20 protein-coding genes are annotated in these 15014 nt (G+C 51.1%); 5 read left to right on the plus strand and 15 right to left on the minus strand.

Features of this window, described 5'->3' with window-relative positions; translation table 11 throughout:
• Nucleotides 1-2: 2 nt before the first annotated feature.
• The 11 genes from BFV65_RS11520 to BFV65_RS11570 form a co-directional block, all read right to left on the minus strand.
• Nucleotides 3-455 carry a phage virion morphogenesis protein gene (locus BFV65_RS11520; protein ID WP_069596658.1) on the minus strand — a complete coding sequence of 151 codons (453 nt, stop codon included), beginning with the start codon at nucleotides 453-455 and terminating at the stop codon, nucleotides 3-5.
• Nucleotides 448-915, minus strand: coding sequence for a phage tail protein (locus BFV65_RS11525; RefSeq protein ID WP_069596659.1), 468 nt, complete (start codon nucleotides 913-915; stop codon nucleotides 448-450). Before BFV65_RS11525 ends, BFV65_RS11520 begins: the two co-directional genes overlap by 8 nt.
• Entirely contained in the window at nucleotides 878-1123 is a 246-nt protein-coding gene (gene lysC, locus BFV65_RS23395) for an Rz1-like lysis system protein LysC (RefSeq protein ID WP_074166796.1), read from the minus strand. Before lysC ends, BFV65_RS11525 begins: the two co-directional genes overlap by 38 nt.
• Nucleotides 1011-1436 (minus strand): Rz-like lysis system protein LysB, encoded by a 426-nt coding sequence (gene lysB, locus BFV65_RS11535; protein WP_069596660.1) that lies wholly within the window; start codon nucleotides 1434-1436, stop codon nucleotides 1011-1013. Before lysB ends, lysC begins: the two co-directional genes overlap by 113 nt.
• Entirely contained in the window at nucleotides 1433-1942 is a 510-nt protein-coding gene (locus BFV65_RS11540) for a lysozyme (protein ID WP_069596661.1), read from the minus strand. Before BFV65_RS11540 ends, lysB begins: the two co-directional genes overlap by 4 nt.
• Nucleotides 1926-2147, minus strand: a complete 222-nt coding sequence (locus BFV65_RS11545; protein WP_014170137.1) for a phage holin family protein — start codon at nucleotides 2145-2147, stop codon at nucleotides 1926-1928. The genes BFV65_RS11540 and BFV65_RS11545 overlap by 17 nt, the downstream gene beginning before the upstream one ends.
• Nucleotides 2138-2341 carry a tail protein X gene (locus BFV65_RS11550; RefSeq protein ID WP_017382979.1) on the minus strand — a complete coding sequence of 68 codons (204 nt, stop codon included), beginning with the start codon at nucleotides 2339-2341 and terminating at the stop codon, nucleotides 2138-2140. The genes BFV65_RS11545 and BFV65_RS11550 overlap by 10 nt, the downstream gene beginning before the upstream one ends.
• A complete protein-coding gene (locus BFV65_RS11555; protein WP_032609900.1) occupies nucleotides 2341-2847 on the minus strand; it encodes a head completion/stabilization protein in 507 nt (168 codons plus the stop codon). Before BFV65_RS11555 ends, BFV65_RS11550 begins: the two co-directional genes overlap by 1 nt.
• Before the next feature lie 99 nt (nucleotides 2848-2946).
• Complete coding sequence (locus tag BFV65_RS11560; protein WP_023323597.1) at nucleotides 2947-3702, minus strand: phage terminase small subunit; 756 nt, start codon at nucleotides 3700-3702, stop codon at nucleotides 2947-2949.
• A gap of 3 nt (nucleotides 3703-3705) precedes the next feature.
• Nucleotides 3706-4773, minus strand: a complete 1068-nt coding sequence (locus tag BFV65_RS11565) for a phage major capsid protein, P2 family (RefSeq protein WP_069596662.1) — start codon at nucleotides 4771-4773, stop codon at nucleotides 3706-3708.
• A gap of 55 nt (nucleotides 4774-4828) precedes the next feature.
• On the minus strand, nucleotides 4829-5683 hold the full coding sequence (locus tag BFV65_RS11570; RefSeq protein WP_069596663.1) for a GPO family capsid scaffolding protein: 855 nt from the start codon (nucleotides 5681-5683) through the stop codon (nucleotides 4829-4831).
• 166 nt (nucleotides 5684-5849) lie between these two features.
• Here BFV65_RS11570 and BFV65_RS11575 point away from each other — a divergent pair, with 166 nt between their 5' ends.
• From BFV65_RS11575 to BFV65_RS23135, 5 genes are all read left to right on the plus strand, one after another.
• Nucleotides 5850-7619, plus strand: coding sequence for a terminase ATPase subunit family protein (locus BFV65_RS11575; RefSeq protein WP_069596664.1), 1770 nt, complete (start codon nucleotides 5850-5852; stop codon nucleotides 7617-7619).
• 1 nt (nucleotide 7620) lies between these two features.
• Nucleotides 7621-8646 carry a phage portal protein gene (locus BFV65_RS11580; protein WP_069596665.1) on the plus strand — a complete coding sequence of 342 codons (1026 nt, stop codon included), beginning with the start codon at nucleotides 7621-7623 and terminating at the stop codon, nucleotides 8644-8646.
• A gap of 490 nt (nucleotides 8647-9136) precedes the next feature.
• Nucleotides 9137-9874 carry a hypothetical protein gene (locus BFV65_RS11585; RefSeq protein WP_069596666.1) on the plus strand — a complete coding sequence of 246 codons (738 nt, stop codon included), beginning with the start codon at nucleotides 9137-9139 and terminating at the stop codon, nucleotides 9872-9874.
• The gene (locus BFV65_RS11590; RefSeq protein WP_069596667.1) at nucleotides 9871-10641 is read left to right on the plus strand and encodes a hypothetical protein; all 771 of its coding nucleotides are present in this window, start codon (nucleotides 9871-9873) and stop codon (nucleotides 10639-10641) included. The genes BFV65_RS11585 and BFV65_RS11590 overlap by 4 nt, the downstream gene beginning before the upstream one ends.
• 38 nt (nucleotides 10642-10679) lie before the next feature.
• Entirely contained in the window at nucleotides 10680-11738 is a 1059-nt protein-coding gene (locus BFV65_RS23135; RefSeq protein WP_071892849.1) for an MBL fold metallo-hydrolase, read from the plus strand.
• Nucleotides 11739-11803: 65 nt separating this feature from the next.
• Here BFV65_RS23135 and BFV65_RS11600 read toward each other — a convergent pair whose 3' ends face one another.
• From BFV65_RS11600 to BFV65_RS11615, 4 genes are all read right to left on the minus strand, one after another.
• On the minus strand, nucleotides 11804-13864 hold the full coding sequence (locus BFV65_RS11600) for a replication endonuclease (protein ID WP_236724037.1): 2061 nt from the start codon (nucleotides 13862-13864) through the stop codon (nucleotides 11804-11806).
• A gap of 1 nt (nucleotide 13865) precedes the next feature.
• Complete coding sequence (locus tag BFV65_RS11605) at nucleotides 13866-14129, minus strand: DUF5405 family protein (RefSeq protein ID WP_062934567.1); 264 nt, start codon at nucleotides 14127-14129, stop codon at nucleotides 13866-13868.
• A 22-nt stretch (nucleotides 14130-14151) separates the two neighbouring features.
• Nucleotides 14152-14370: a DUF2732 family protein gene (locus BFV65_RS11610; RefSeq protein WP_069596669.1), complete on the minus strand. Its 219-nt coding sequence runs from the start codon at nucleotides 14368-14370 to the stop codon at nucleotides 14152-14154.
• A gap of 66 nt (nucleotides 14371-14436) precedes the next feature.
• Nucleotides 14437-14937 (minus strand): phage replication protein B, encoded by a 501-nt coding sequence (locus tag BFV65_RS11615; protein ID WP_032658815.1) that lies wholly within the window; start codon nucleotides 14935-14937, stop codon nucleotides 14437-14439.
• Between the last annotated feature and the right edge of the window lie 77 nt (nucleotides 14938-15014).

Below are 15014 nucleotides of genomic sequence, written 5' to 3' on the forward strand. Positions count from 1 at the left end.
CTCTAATGTTTACTAATATATCTAATCACAAGCACTTCAATAAGTTTTTTTTCTTCCACGCCCAAACCAAGTAATTGGCGTTCAGGGTACTTAACAAGATGAGCATGAGCGTTTGGCCGGTCTTTAAGGCCGTGCTGATGGACGCGCGCGATGCGTTGCACATTACTGGTAAACTCCACCACAGCACCGTTTTCACGACCACTGGCTTTCATGTATCGGCTCGTGCGCAGCTTCTGAAACATCGCCCGTTTAATCCGCCCGGTCTTAGCCCTGAGAGGCTGACGCTTTCGCGCCTGATACGGTGAGCCGTCCGGTGCTTTTTGCTGTTTAATCCGTTGCTGTTGCGACTTGCGCAGCTCCTTTGCAATGTCACCAGCAAGCTTGCGACGCCCTGCGGGTGACAGGGCAGCAAGCAGCCCGGCGAGCTGGTTGTCAAAAGGCTTAAAGTCACTCATCCCATTTGCTCACCAGTTCGCCGTTAATATAGAGCTCTTTCGGCCGAGTGACGGGCTCAGGCAGTGGCGGCTCCGGGGCATAGCTAACATGCAGCGCGCCGTTTTCCTCCTTGATGATGGTGCGCTCGGTGAGCTGCAGGCTGATGCTGATATCGACACTATCCTCATTGTTCAAATCCAACTGGAAGCCGTAGCCCTTTTTGCGTCCCTCATCGAGCGTACAGATATCCGGCTGGTTTTCCCTGAGCCATGCGGCCACCGGCACGAAAATCAGATCAGGGTCGCCCACAAAATCACACACAATCACATTCAGGGTGTAAATTTTCTCGTGGGACAGCGAGGCCGCGAGCCGCGCATCGATATTCCCCTCGTCGGCAAAAATGCGCATCATCTCGGGGTTTGTTTCAAGCTGCGGAACGGCTTTAATCAGCGCTTCGCGCAGGCTGCGTGCTTTCTTCATCGAGTTTATCCTGACAGTCTTTGACGGTTTCAACCTGCAGCGCGCAGGCCGCGAGCGCGTGCTCAAGCCTGCGAATATCGGCGCTCAGGTCGCCATTAGTGGCCGGGTCGCTGCCCGGCATCGGGCAATAGCTCACCTTCGGGCAGGCGCTGTAAACAATGACCGGCGGAGGCGCAACCGGTGCGGGTGTGCAGCCTGCGCACAACATCAGGCAACTTGTCGCTATACCAGCGGCGTAACGTTTCATTCTCATTTATCAGCCTCGTAATGGTTTCTTCACGCCGCACGGCCATCGCACCGGCGGCCAGCAGCTCGCCGCGTAAACTGACCTGCGCGGTTTCATTTCGCCTGGCAATTCCCTGAGAAACGGAAAGCTGATTTTCCAGCATCCCGATCACGTTTTTTTGTTCGGTGGCGATCCTGTTCGCCCGTTCAAACGAGCGCGTCAGGTTGCCGTTTTCATGACGCTGCCAGAGCACAATCGCCATCAGCGCGACCAGTAAAAACAACATCAGTTTCATTGAATCCCCCTCAGGCAGTAAGCACGCTCGCGCGCGCGGCGGTTCTCCAGCCCTTTGTTAACTTCGCCATTTACATACACCCAGCGGGTGAGCTGGTCGCACGCCTGCAGCCATTGCTGGCGTTTGATAAACGAGACCAGCGTCGACCGGCAGGCCGCTCCGGTTCCCACGTTGAATGAGAAGCTGACCAGCGCGTCGTAAACGTGCTGCGGCATTTTCACCGGCGCGCATACAGCCAGACGTTTCTCGACGTTCATCACATCCGCGACGAGGTTCTCCGCCGCCTGCCGCTCGGTGATTTCGCCCTTTGGCACGACGCCTGCAGTGTGGCCGATGCCCGACGTCCACACTCCCGCGCTGCACTGGTAAGGCGTCAGGCGACAACCTTCGAGGTCGGCAATCAGCGCCAGCCCCCCGGGCGAGGTGTTAAGCAGACGAAAGTCAGGCATCAGCGCTGCCAGCGCCAGCACGGCGGCCACACTGCATTTTTTAACGATTGATTTCACGAATAGCCCCTTTATCGAGTCCGAGCGATGTCAGGTAGAGGTACGTCTTGCGCTTAAACCAGTAGTTCGTCAGCGCGGTAAAAATGGCGCATCCGCCGCCCACGTATAACGCCATCTTTTCGGGCGATATTGCACCGAGGTACGCCAGTGCAACGGCCAGCCAGTAGGCGATAAACGTGGTGATTTTTTCCATACTCAGTCCCATAGATTCACCGTTTCGGTTCTGGCCGCGCTGTCGGTCTCTGGCAGTTCAATTGCCGTGCCGTGCGGCAGGATGACGCCGAGCTCAGACAGACCGGGATTCGCTTCTAAGACGGTTTCGACCACGCCCTCGGTGCGCCCGTAGTACCGCACACAAATCGCGTCGAGGGTGTCGCCCTGTAGCGCATACGCTTTCATCAGATTTGCCCCACAATGCAGCGTGCTTTGTCCTGGATGCGCGCCACAGACCAGCGCATATCCCGCCACATTTCATCGATAGTGCTGTCGATGCTGTCGGCTTTTTTGTCACCTCTGGCGGTCGCATCCACGCCGCGAAAACGCTCGTAAAGCGTGGCGGTCGTCATGGCACACACGGCGTTGAAGTAGTGGAAAACACGCACACTTTCGCCGTCGAGCCTGTCGGTCGGGACATCCGCCAGCGTGGCGTAACCGGCATCGAGCTGACGCTCGCGCCATTCGCCAAGCTCCGCGTTCGTCTCCGCGATGGCGGTCTTAATTGCCCGGCGCAGGCGCACAGGGGAAACGGTCTGCTCTAACCGCATTTCCTCACGCACGCGCTTCGGATCAACATCAGGAAAAAACGGGGTGTTTTTGATTACCGGCTCGCTCACGCCCGGCGGCGGTATCACCACGCCCGGCACATCCTGCGGCTCTTTGTTTTGCTCAATAATCAGCGTCGTCATGACAACCTCGGGTAATAGGTGGGCGGTGGACGCCGGTCGCAGTCAGGGCAATTGATACCCGCTTTGACCGGCGTGCCGCCCGGCTCGGGGAGCGCTCGGTTAACCTGCGGCTTTTGCCGCCTTTGGTGGACGCCCGCGACGTGCCGCCGGTTTGGCGGCAGGTTTGCGCGTGCGCGGTTTAGTCGTTTTGGTTTTCGGTGCCGGTTCGGGTTTTGGCCTGAGCTGGCGCTCTAACTGCTCGATATCCTTTTTCACACCGATTGTGCGTTCTAACTGGATCGCACGTTGCAGGTGCGCCAGCGCCTCGGGCAGTTGATTCGCATCACGCAGGACATAGCCGGTGATTTTGTGCAGCTTCGCGCGCACGATATCGGGCATGTCAGCGCGTTCAGTCAGCGCAATGGTGTCGAGCAGGTTCGCCAGTTCGACCGGCTGTTTTGCAGCGAGCAGGCGCTGCGCGGCCAGTGCCACCTCTTCGGCCAGCAGGTAAGGCGTCGGACGTCGACCGGTCGGCATGGTCAGGCCATAGGTCATGGCGTAACGGGCAATTTCCAGCGCCCCGGCGATATCGTCAGCATCGAGACGCCACAGCATGACCGTCATGACGATGTCATCCTGAGCGCCCTTGCCGTTTGCGAGGACGCCAGCCACCCATGGCAGATAGAACGGCAGCAGCTCACGCTTTTTATCTGCCTTGCGCTCATTGGATCGGATTTGTTTTAGCGTGCGGTTGTCTGCGGCCAGCTTAACGAGCATCTGCTCATAGGCAGTTGCATTGCGCAGCGGGACAGCAGCCCGCCGCGCTGTTTCAGAGGCCGAGACCCGCATCATGTGACGCGCTGCGGGACTCGTCATGGCTTACTCCCCGCCTTTCGGTGCAGCAGGTGCGGTGAAGTCACCGAGCGTGATGTTTTCAATCAGGCACCCGGCGGCGTAAGCCTCGACCACGTAGTCGATATTCATTGACTCGTAATTTTCGACGCGGTCTTTTTTCGGCTCTTCGATGATGGCGCGGCGGTGTGCGTCATCCATGAAGTAAATCGACAGGTTATCGAGACGCGTCACCATCAGGGCATTAGCCGGGAAGTACGGCACGCGCACGGCTGGCAGGTTGCCGATGCGCTTCTGGCTGATGATGATGTCAGCGGCCAGCGACTCGGTGTTTGCCTGCTCTTTGTTAACGATAGGGAAATATTTATCAGCCATCAGCTTACGCCCGGTGATAACAACCAGCTCCGGGCCGTCCTGATAAATCTCGTCAATCAGATTGCCGGTGGCATCCATGACCAGCGCGTCGAGGTTCGCATAGTCGCCGTTTTTACCCACGCGGATCACTTCAGAAATCACCGCCCCTTCCTCGTCGGTAATTTTTGACATCACGCGCGCTGGCGCTTCATTGCGGTACTTCTGCAGCCAGCCGGTCGCCACGTCCTGCAGCATCGGATTCTTTTTGCGGTCGGACGTCGCCGCGCGCTCGATGCCGTTGAATCCCGCCATGATGAAATCGAGCGACTGACGCTTGATAATCGCGTCGCGGATACGGGTCTGGAAGTCCTGGAATCGCGCCCACAGGTCGAGCTGTTTGTAGCGGATATGGAAGTCAAAGTTAATCTGCGCGCACTCGTATTTATTGGACTCCAGCGCGGTAAAGTCTGCGGTCTTACGCTCATTATCACCGGCGGTGTCGGCGGTGCTCGCAATCGTACCGTTAACGCCGACCCCGACCTTTTCGCCTTTCAGCTCGTCGACCGGCACGATGTTGATTTTGGTCAGAAACGCGGATGACATCTGCAGCGTGGTCATCAGGGTTTGCGTGACCGACGGCTCGACGGTGAATTTCTTCGCCACGTCATCGGTGGAAACGCCGTTCAGCTCCGCAACGCGGGACAGGTAGGCATTAAATTTGAAGCGGGTATCTTTACGCATGGTTATTCCTGTTCGGGTATTAGGTATCAGGCCGGGCTGCACGCCCGGCGGGTTATCAGCAGTTGGTCAGCAGCTCGTCGCCAGTACCGCCTTTTGAAAGCTCACGGCGCGGCTGGCGCTGGCTTTCAGTGCTGTCGAGGGAGCTTTTCAGTGAGGTAAACGCCTGCGCGTTTTCATCGACTTTGCTGGTCACGTCCTGCTTAAGCTGAGCAAAAGCTGTCTCCAGCTCGGTGATGCGCTGGTCGGTGACGTTGAGATTGGTTTGCACCTGCTCGGTAACGGTGGTTACCGCCTCATGCACATCGGCGAAACGGGCGTCATCGCTGGCCTGCTTACGGCCAAAAATGGCTCTGACCTTATCGGTTAGGCTGTTGAGCATGGTGTCGGGAACGTCCTCAAATTCCAGCGCAGCCAGTGAGGCCACAGAGAAGAGATCGCCCGGCTGGTCTTTTTTACCGGCGAGCGGGTTCTGCGCGGCGCGGCTGCAGAATTCGAGGTATTCGGTGCCGAGACTTGCCGGGTCATCGGTGACGGCAAGGCCAACGAGGTAACATTTACCGCTGTTGGCAAAGTTCGGGCGGATCTCCATGGAGGTGTAAACCTTCTGTCCGGCCTTCACCATGCTGACCAGCTCGTCGAGCGGGGCGATTTTGCCAAACAGCGCTTTTTTGCCATCGAGCGCAGAACCATCGCTGATAATCTCCGCCTTAAGCTCGGTCACATCGCCATAACGTTTAAACTGGCTGTCAGGCATCAGCCCCCGGATATGTTCGAGGTTGATGCGGCAGCCGTAGACGCGCGGGTCGAACGTGTCAGCCATATCCTGAATATCATCGCCGCTGATGACACGGCCATCGCAGGTGTCACCCTCGACGCCGATGCGAAACCATTTAGAAACTTTCTTTGCCATTGTTCAGGTGTCCTGATGTTAGGTTTTCGGGTCGGGATTAGTTTCCCGACTCCTTCCCGCATCAGCCACCGTTTGCGCTCCTGTTAGATCTGATACAACAGTCACTTAGCGCGAATAACCCCCTATTTCCTTAGCCTTGCCACGTCACACCAAAAACGAGGCAAGCATGACCATTTCAACTGACCTTTCTGTGTTAAATGACCCGCGACGACAGGCGCGGCTGTTGTACTGGCAGGGGTTCGCCGTGCCGCAAATCTGCGACATGCTGCAGCTCAAGCGCCCGACCGTGCAGAGCTGGAAACAACGGGATGGATGGGAAGAAACCGCGCCGATTAACCGCGTGGAATCGACATTAGAGGCGCGGCTTATCCAGCTCTACGCTAAGCCAGACCTGACCGCGCATGACTTCAAAGTCGCGGATTTTTTGTCGCGCCAGATGGAGCGGCTCGCGCGCATTAACCGCTACGGCCAGACCGGAAACGAGGTGGATTTAAACCCCAATATCGCCAGCCGTAACAAAGGGGATCGCAAAAAGCCGAAACGCAATTTCTTCAGTGATGAAGCGATTGAAAAGCTGGAAGAGATTTTCTTCGACCAGTCGTTTGACTATCAGCTCCGCTGGCATAAAGCGGGGTTAGAGCACCGCATCCGCCACATCCTGAAATCCCGCCAGATTGGCGCGACGTTCTACTTTGCGCGTGAGTCACTCCTGCGCGCGCTTAAGACCGGGCAAAACCAGATATTTTTGTCGGCCAGTAAAACGCAGGCTTACGTGTTCCGTAAGTACATCATCGCCTTTGCCCGTCTGGTTGATGTCGATCTGTCAGGCGACCCGATCGTCATCGGCAACAATGGCGCTGAGCTGATTTTTCTCGGGACCAATTCCAACACTGCGCAGAGTCACAACGGGGATTTGTACGTCGATGAAATTTTCTGGATACCCAATTTCCAGAAGCTGCGCAAAGTCGCCTCGGGCATGGCCTCGCAGTCGCACCTGCGCACCACCTATTTTTCGACCCCGTCGACGCTGGCGCACGGCGCTTACCCGTTCTGGTCAGGCGAGCTGTTTAACCGTGGCCGCAGCAACCGCGACGAACGTGTCGACATCGATATCAGTCATCAGGCGCTTGCCGGTGGAGTGCTGTGCGGTGACGGCCAGTGGCGGCAGATTGTCACCATTGAGGACGCGCTCGCCGGGGGGTGCACCCTGTTTAACCTCGACCAGCTTAAGCAGGAAAACAGCGCGGATGACTTCCGTAACCTGTTTATGTGCGAGTTCGTCGACGATAAAGCGTCGGTATTCCCGTTCGAGGAGCTGCAGCGCTGCATGGTCGATGCGATGGAAGAATGGGAGGACTTCGAACCCTTTGCCGACCGTCCGTTTAACTGGCGCCCTGTCTGGATTGGTTATGACCCGTCACACACCGGCGACAGCGCAGGCTGTGCGGTGCTGGCTCCGCCGCTGGTTGCCGGTGGCAAGTTCCGCATTCTTGAGCGTCACCAGTGGAAAGGCATGGATTTTGCCGCGCAGGCCGAGGCCATCCGGGCGCTGACCGAAAAATACAACGTCGACTATATCGGCATCGATGCGACCGGCATCGGCCAGGGTGTTTACCAGCTTGTGCGCTCATTCTTCCCGGCGGCACGCGCCATCCGTTACACGCCGGAAATGAAAACGGCGATGGTGCTGAAAGCAAAAGACACCATTCGACGCGGGTGTCTGGAATATGACGCCGGTGCGACCGACATCACTCAGTCATTCATGGCTATCCGCAAAACCATGACCAGCAGTGGCCGCAGCGCCACCTATGAAGCCAGCCGCAGTGAGGAAGCCAGCCACGCAGATATCGCGTGGGCGACAATGCACGCCCTGTTAAACGAGCCGCTTTCCGCAGGTAGCGGTATGCAATCAAGCTCAATTCTGGACATTAACTAAGATGAAAAAACGCCAAAATAAACAGCCAAAACAGACCAACATGACTGCCAGCGCACCGCAAAAAATGGAGGCATTCACCTTTGGCGAGCCGTCACCCGTTCTGGATCGCCGCGACATTCTCGACTATGTCGAGTGCATCAATAACGGCAAATGGTACGAGCCGCCGGTCAACTTCTCCGGGCTGGCGAAAAGCCTGCGCGCTGCCGTGCACCACAGCTCCCCGATTTACGTGAAGCGCAACATTCTGACGAGTACCTACATCCCGCATCCGTTGCTTTCACGTCAGGATTTCAGCCGCCTTGTGCTCGATTATCTGGTCTTTGCTAACGGCTATCTTGAGAAGCGCATGAGCGTCACCGGCCAGCTATTTAAGCTGGAAACCTCCCCGGCCAAATATACCCGCCGTGGCGTGGAGGATGGCGTTTACTGGTACGTGTCGGACTTCACTCACCCGCACCAGTTCGCGCCCGGCTCGGTGTGCCATTTGCTGGAGCCCGATATCAATCAGGAGCTCTACGGGATGCCTGAATACCTTAGCGCGCTCAATTCAGCCTGGCTGAATGAATCCGCCACGCTGTTTCGTCGCAAGTATTATCAGAACGGCGCGCACGCGGGTTACATCATGTACGTGACCGACGCGGCGCAAAGCAGCACTGACGTCGAGGCGCTGCGCTCCGCGATGCGCGACTCGAAAGGACTCGGGAATTTCAAAAACCTGTTTTTCTACGCTCCGAACGGGAAACCGGACGGCATTAAGATCGTGCCGTTGAGTGAAGTCGCTACGAAGGATGATTTTTTTAACATCAAGAAGGTGAGCGCCGCTGACCTGCTCGATGCGCACCGCGTACCGTTCCAGCTCATGGGCGGCAAGCCCGAGAATATCGGCTCAATGGGCGATATCGAGAAGGTGGCGCGGGTCTTTGTGCGTAACGAGCTGACGCCGCTGCAGGAGCGTTTCAAAGAGATTAATGATTGGTTAGGGATGGAGGTGATCCGCTTTAAGGATTACGGCATCGATACCGACTAAACCCGCCCAAAATGCCGCCTCCGGGCGGCATCCCCTCAGAGCAAGCCAGACGCCGCACACGCGGCGCAACTGCCCCAACACCTCATTAGCCGACCGCATCCATCAGCGCGCCGCCACGACGCGCATAGACGCGCAAAATAAATCCTGTCACCACGTCTGGCGCGCAGTGCTATCCCCGCCTCGCCTGCACGCTTAAGGTATTGGTCTTGATGCAGTTGCAAATGAGCATGAAGGTAAAGCTGGCTATACCTCTTCCCATGAATTTAAACGAAAATTTCACATGCAAATTGATGCAAACTATTGACCCAATAGTGTAAGTGCAGATAGACAATTTACATTAATGATGCCTATAATTTTAAAAAATTTTTAAACAAGAGCTCACTTGCATTTATGCAGGTGTGCGGTAGCCATCACCTTAGAATTTATCATCAAAAAAAACACCTTAGAATCAATAGGTTATCTCTAAATCATCTCATCGGATTATCTGATTATGAAGTTTTCTATCCAAGAACAAAGCTCTAGCATTGTTTGGGTTGCCGCAGTCAACCAAATGAATCTCACTCCTGACTGGTTTAAACACTATGAGATTCTTCCTTCAGATGATTGCGATCAAGCAAGCGTAGCAATAAACAATAATTCAATATGTTGCGATTTTGGTTGGTTCGAAATTATTTCATCAGACAAAAAAATTCATTTCAAACTGGCTAAAAACGGGCTAGAACAAGATTTTGTGGATATGGTTAGTTCAGTTATTTCTGTCATGGGTACTGTCAAGACCTATGGCTTAGGCATGAATACTAAAATAAAATTTAAAGTAAACAGTTTTGAAGATTATCATAAAGTAGGTGATGAATTAGTTCCTAAAAGCAAACTTTACGAAGCTAGTAAATCAGGTTTAATAGGAAATCCTGATGTACATATAGGTATGGCACGTTGCAGAATTGCATTTGAGAATGCCATTCATCATAATTCTGATAAAGAAGTCAAACCTATAGATGATAATAAATTCCTCGATACAATCTATCTTGATATTAGTGGCATTAGTGATAAAAGCACAGGAATGGAATATGGTGTTTTATTCTCCTACAACCATCACATTGCATCTGTTAAAGAGCAGGAAATACAATTTACAGAACAACTTCCAGACTTGCTTATAAATAATTTCGTTTCCGATATTACAAACAATCGCGAAACAGCAGAAAATATCATGAGGAACATATTATCATGACATATGCATTAAATCCTGCTTCTGATTCATTCTCAAACGAGCTAGGTAATTCTTTTTTTGAGGATACCTCAAGCATCAAATCACTTCCTAAAAACTTCACTAACTCAAATGGCTGGGAAAAGAAACAAGCGAATAATAACAGCACCGAAGTTTTAAAAGAAGCAATTAGTACGCCCAATCAGACCGTTTATGACATAAGTGATCAGGATAATCCAAATAACGGCCTATCAAAAGATTTAATGAAGGACAATACTTTTTCAGAAAATTACTTCTTGACTCAATCTAATGTAGGGATGGTTGAGGTTGAAATCGATACTATTCCCGATGAAACTTACACTAAACCCATTAATGATCTTTTAACTAAAGCCAAGGCTGAATTAGACAAAAAAGTTCGGGCTCTGCTAAGTCAGAAAGTTGTATATTTCGAAAAACAGCTTGAGTGTTATGGAGTTATTGATAATATCTACTTAGAACATAAAACAAGATTAATCGATGCTCGAATTTATGATATCAACACAAACAAAATCATAGATAACATCACGTTCGAAGCTAAAGAATTTCCAAAAAGTGACCAAGGTTATCTTTCCGAGAATTCCGTTTTTTACTGGCGTGTTGGGAAAGACCATCATTTATTTGGTGGGCATCGTAAAGTCTCTGATTTTAGACTTAGACGTAGAGTGATAAAGCTTAGCCCAGCTCAATTAAAGCAAAAACAGCAAGATATAAACGATACCATCAATTTCTTTGAATCAATTATTAAAAAATAACACATAGTAATCACCACTAAAATATAAGAAGCATCCGTATGTCATCAATATGTGAAACTGTTATTTTTGGAAAAGGAAATGGCGAATCTGTACTCGTTCATTTAAAGAATAATGAGTGGTTGATTACTGACTCTTGCTTAAATAACGATAACAATCCAGCTGCGCTTGATTATTTACGATCTAATGGCATCGATCCTGTAACCGCAGTTAAGATAATTGTTATCAGTCATTTTCATGACGATCATATCGCAGGAATTCTAGAAACCATAAAAACATGCATTAATGCAAAAGTATATATTAGCGCAGCCTTGACAAATAAAGAATTTGTCAACTATATATTCGAATTCAACAGCCCTGAGATAAGCAACAAGGCAAGGGAGTTTTCTGAATTATTCGCTTATTTCCGTTTATCCAAGCGAAGTAATATAGAGCAAGTTGTAGTTGACAAATGTCTTTACAGGAATGGAAATATTACTGTTGAGGCTCTTTCACCTTGTGATACTGATATGCAAGAGTCAAGAGATGAGTTTATCAATCACGCATATAATGCAGGACGTAACCCCCATCAACTCCAAGCACTACCCAAGGGTAAACCAAATCATTATTGCATTGTATTACGCATTTACGATACAACACTTACAACATCACATGACATTTTACTCGGTGCCGATCTAGAAATTAAAACGAATCGAGGCTGGGATTCAGTATGTCAAGCGATTTGCGCTCCTAAAGGAAGAAAAGTAGGGTTATTTAAAATACCGCATCATGGTTCTCAAACCGGTTATCATGTTCCAACATGGCAAAACCTAATTTCCCAAGAACCTATCGGTATTTTAACAACTTATGATTCCAGCTCTCTTCCAAGGGAAGAAATGGTCAATCTCTACAAGTCCCATACTAAAGAGTTGTATTGCACCGCAGATCCAAAACACACTACAAGTTATATACAAAACAAAGAAGCAAAAAAAACGCTTGCAAGCCTAAATGTTAACATTAGGTCTAAAGGTGCAATCGATCGTTTTGGTTTTATTATTATTAAGCAACCATTCATACGACCAAGCATCCTCCTTCAAGGCTCAGCTGTTCAACTTAAGTAAGTTAATTTTAATAAAAGGCGTCTTAAATGCATCCAAGACGCCTTTTGAACTCATTAATATTCCATTCACTTTCTTTCATATCCCTGCACATCCCTCAAATAACTACCTTTCTCTTCGCCCCTTGCTTTTACATTATTTAATCCAAAATTAACTACTATTTTTATTGGATATGCTTTTTGAACTCGACATTTCTTATACGTCATATCATAAGTGTATGTATCAAAATCATTTTCCAAACATCTACAGTTATTGACAGAACTCCGAGGCGCGGCAATGCCGCTTTTTAAAGTCAAAGGCTCAACGGCCAAAAGCTTTGGAACAATGCGCCATTCGGCTGTCCGGGTAACACGTACCAGCTCAGAGCCCAAGTGCGGGGCGTAGATGCCCACTACTCTCTCTATATCCTCTTCGTAGGCGTTGACCTCATCAGTCACGTTACGAGCCACACGGACGGTCTGGCTATCGCGTGGAACATTCGCCCCACCCTGCGCTGCGATATACCGGTCAAATTCACCTTCATCAGCTGCAGCTCTGGCCGCCTCGACACGCTCATCGAATTCATCAGCAATACTTACCCCGCGAGGCAGTTTGCGCAGTTCGCGGTATGCGCCCATCGTCGGCAGACCAATTGATTTGAATTGCGGGATACGCCATGTTGACGCCCATGCGGTTACAGCTGCTGCGGTATCGGTTAGAGGTTTGCCGGTGTCGTGATCGACCTGACCATCGAGCGCGTAACCATCGATATTCTTCGCGATGTATTTTGCAATGTAACCGGCTGCGCCACCTTGATTGAGGTGCTTAGCTTCAAAGCGCTGTGCTTCAGCGCCTTTTTCATCGCCATCTTCTTTTAAGGCATAACGGCGCATGATTTCGGTGACCTGTTTGCTTTGCTCTGGTTTGCAAAAAAGCATCATATGCCAGTGCGGAGTCCCGTCATGATGCGGCTCAACAACACGCATCCCGTAGACCTGCAGACCGTTATCCTTAAAAGCTGTACGCATCAGGCTCCAGATACGGCACAAATACCGCTGTCCATCCTTGGGCGTAAAGGCAGTGTCATTCCATCCGTGGTTAAGCTGCACCGTCTTTTTGTCGCCCTTTCCAACCTGACGTGTCGGGTGATACTTCGACGGCGTGGTGATAGTGATAAACATCCCGACGTCACCCTGACCGGCCGCATAGCGTTCAATCCCTGCGATAGTATTCATCAGTTCCATACGACGGATTTCGGGGTTTGAAATACTTCCCATGACTTTGCTGATGAGATCGATGCGCTCACCGGTGACTTTGTTTTCCAAGTCACACGACTTCAAGTATTCGAAGTTAGCCTGACGGCGGGAATGTACATCACGGATCGCCGTTTTGCTGGCGTATGGGGAGCGGTCTTTATTCACCTCACCGGCGGCAATCAGCAAAGCCTCGTGCCAGCGCATACGCTGCGCCTTAAACTGGTTAATCCACCATTCATCGTTAATCAGACGAGAGATGGCGGAAAATGCCTGGCGGATCGTGATTTGCCCTTTGCGGTATTTCTTCCAGAACATTGGGGTAATGTTGAATGCACGAGCTGCACCGGCAACGTGACCATATAAGTGCGCCTGCGCTTCATCGGTGAAAAGGGTTTCTTTACCGCCATGAGCATCTGCCCATGCGTCGCTAAGTTCCTCATAAGCAACATAGAGCTGCGAAGCAATACGAGCAGCAAATTTTTTGAGCGCTTTGTCACTCATACCCGCTAATCGTGAATAGCTTTCGCGCTCGCTCAGAAAGAGAAGCGATGCAGTCTCGTTCATTCCATTTAACTGATTAACCCGCTCAAGACGCGGCCCCACCCTTTGCTCAACTGTATTCTTGAGGAAATAGAAACCATGAAGTGGGCTTTTTGTACGACGGATGAAGTCATACCGCGAGTTAAACAACGTTTTTAAGACATATGGCAGGCGATTAACTTTAACTAAAACGCCTTGCACCTGACGGAATTCGCCACGTTTAAGGGGTCTATCACGGCCAATTGCAGGACGTGGAGCATTCCATGGGTAAGCACCAACGAATGAATCACTGGTGCCCTTCAAAAATGGTGGTGGTGGCGAGGGGGCAACACGCCCCCGAGGTTCGTTGGACATATTATTTAAAGGCGTCCAGACATTGCTTCCCCAAGCGTTCAATTCGAGCTTCCAACGCTGAGAAGCCGGTAAGATCGCTGGTCAAAAGATCATGCAATGCCAAGCCTGAGATAAGCTTAGGGATAGTTGGGTAGTAACCCACAACGTCCAGCCATTCCTTACCTTCATTCTTACCGGATGTGGCAGTCTTCTTCTCCTGCAAAATGAATTGATAGCGGTCGCTGGTAATGACGTACTGGTTATTTATCTCAATGCGTAGGCTCATTTTTTCTTCCTTTTAAAAGTGGTTAGCCAGCTCTACCGAAAATTGCGTTGTGTAACTTTTCCGACTCCTGACCCAATAACTCGATAATCTCGGTGCGATTAAGTTCTGACTTGCTGATGTGCGCGATAAGCCCGTCAAACCAAGAAGAGAAACGGGTCGCCGTGTCGCGCTGTGCCTCGCTTACTGCATGCCCCAGAAGTGCCGAACACATCCCCGGCTGCGCTGTATTTTGCTTTTGCATTTGCCTATCTCCGGACAAAAGGAGTCCCCACGCTGTAAGGCGCGTAATAAAACGAATCCAGATTAATTAATGTAAATACTGCTCAGGCTTTACCGAGGTTAAAATGGTTGGCGCGTACTCAAAAAGACTGAACAACTCTCGCAGAGCGCGGAAAAGTTTCTCACGCCAATAACAGTCCTCCTCGTTCAAACGCCAATGCGGCATCATAAACTCCTGCTCTGTCAGTCCCGCATGAAGAAACAGTGAGCGCCTTTGGCTGACGGTCAGGCGGCTGATGAAAGTTGCTTTTGACGCGCCAAGTTGGCGATACCGGGTGAATGCATTTCTCAATTCATCAAGCGCACAAACAAGACGCTCACGATCGGCTTCAGACATTTCCTCTAAGCGCATCACAGAGTGACGCTGTTTTAATTGAGCGTGGAAACAAACCGTAAGACGCTCCCGCTCCATCATCTGATTGTAAAAATCACAAGTGTCCTGCCAACGAGGCTGAGCCAGATACTTGCAGACCAGACCGCGAAGTGCTGTTGGTTGCTTCTGGATCACATCAAGTGTCATGACCGTCATAACTACAGTCCTCTCTTTTTGACCAGGCGGCGAAGCTTCTCGATAACACTCGTCTTACGGGTTCGGATGATGATGCC

This window comes from Enterobacter hormaechei subsp. hoffmannii, from assembly GCF_001729745.1.
GTDB classification, from domain to species: domain Bacteria; phylum Pseudomonadota; class Gammaproteobacteria; order Enterobacterales; family Enterobacteriaceae; genus Enterobacter; species Enterobacter intestinihominis.

Bases quoted from the DNA above. Each gene is read 5' to 3' on its own strand.
- BFV65_RS11580 (WP_069596665.1), top strand. From the start codon at position 7,621: ATGAAAAAACGCCAAAATAAACAGCCAAAACAGACCAACATGACTGCC.
- lysC (WP_074166796.1), bottom strand. From the start codon at position 1,123: ATGTTGTGCGCAGGCTGCACACCCGCACCGGTTGCGCCTCCGCCGGTC.
- BFV65_RS11615 (WP_032658815.1), bottom strand. From the start codon at position 14,937: ATGACGGTCATGACACTTGATGTGATCCAGAAGCAACCAACAGCACTT.
- BFV65_RS11525 (WP_069596659.1), bottom strand. From the start codon at position 915: ATGAAGAAAGCACGCAGCCTGCGCGAAGCGCTGATTAAAGCCGTTCCG.
- BFV65_RS11560 (WP_023323597.1), bottom strand. From the start codon at position 3,702: ATGACGAGTCCCGCAGCGCGTCACATGATGCGGGTCTCGGCCTCTGAA.
- BFV65_RS11605 (WP_062934567.1), bottom strand. From the start codon at position 14,129: ATGAGCCTACGCATTGAGATAAATAACCAGTACGTCATTACCAGCGAC.
- lysB (WP_069596660.1), bottom strand. From the start codon at position 1,436: ATGAAACTGATGTTGTTTTTACTGGTCGCGCTGATGGCGATTGTGCTC.
- BFV65_RS11610 (WP_069596669.1), bottom strand. From the start codon at position 14,370: ATGCAAAAGCAAAATACAGCGCAGCCGGGGATGTGTTCGGCACTTCTG.
- BFV65_RS11585 (WP_069596666.1), top strand. From the start codon at position 9,137: ATGAAGTTTTCTATCCAAGAACAAAGCTCTAGCATTGTTTGGGTTGCC.
- BFV65_RS11545 (WP_014170137.1), bottom strand. From the start codon at position 2,147: ATGGGACTGAGTATGGAAAAAATCACCACGTTTATCGCCTACTGGCTG.
- BFV65_RS11575 (WP_069596664.1), top strand. From the start codon at position 5,850: ATGACCATTTCAACTGACCTTTCTGTGTTAAATGACCCGCGACGACAG.
- BFV65_RS11565 (WP_069596662.1), bottom strand. From the start codon at position 4,773: ATGCGTAAAGATACCCGCTTCAAATTTAATGCCTACCTGTCCCGCGTT.
- BFV65_RS11570 (WP_069596663.1), bottom strand. From the start codon at position 5,683: ATGGCAAAGAAAGTTTCTAAATGGTTTCGCATCGGCGTCGAGGGTGAC.
- BFV65_RS11550 (WP_017382979.1), bottom strand. From the start codon at position 2,341: ATGAAAGCGTATGCGCTACAGGGCGACACCCTCGACGCGATTTGTGTG.
- BFV65_RS11520 (WP_069596658.1), bottom strand. From the start codon at position 455: ATGAGTGACTTTAAGCCTTTTGACAACCAGCTCGCCGGGCTGCTTGCT.
- BFV65_RS11555 (WP_032609900.1), bottom strand. From the start codon at position 2,847: ATGACGACGCTGATTATTGAGCAAAACAAAGAGCCGCAGGATGTGCCG.
- BFV65_RS23135 (WP_071892849.1), top strand. From the start codon at position 10,680: ATGTCATCAATATGTGAAACTGTTATTTTTGGAAAAGGAAATGGCGAA.
- BFV65_RS11600 (WP_236724037.1), bottom strand. From the start codon at position 13,864: ATGTCCAACGAACCTCGGGGGCGTGTTGCCCCCTCGCCACCACCACCA.
- BFV65_RS11590 (WP_069596667.1), top strand. From the start codon at position 9,871: ATGACATATGCATTAAATCCTGCTTCTGATTCATTCTCAAACGAGCTA.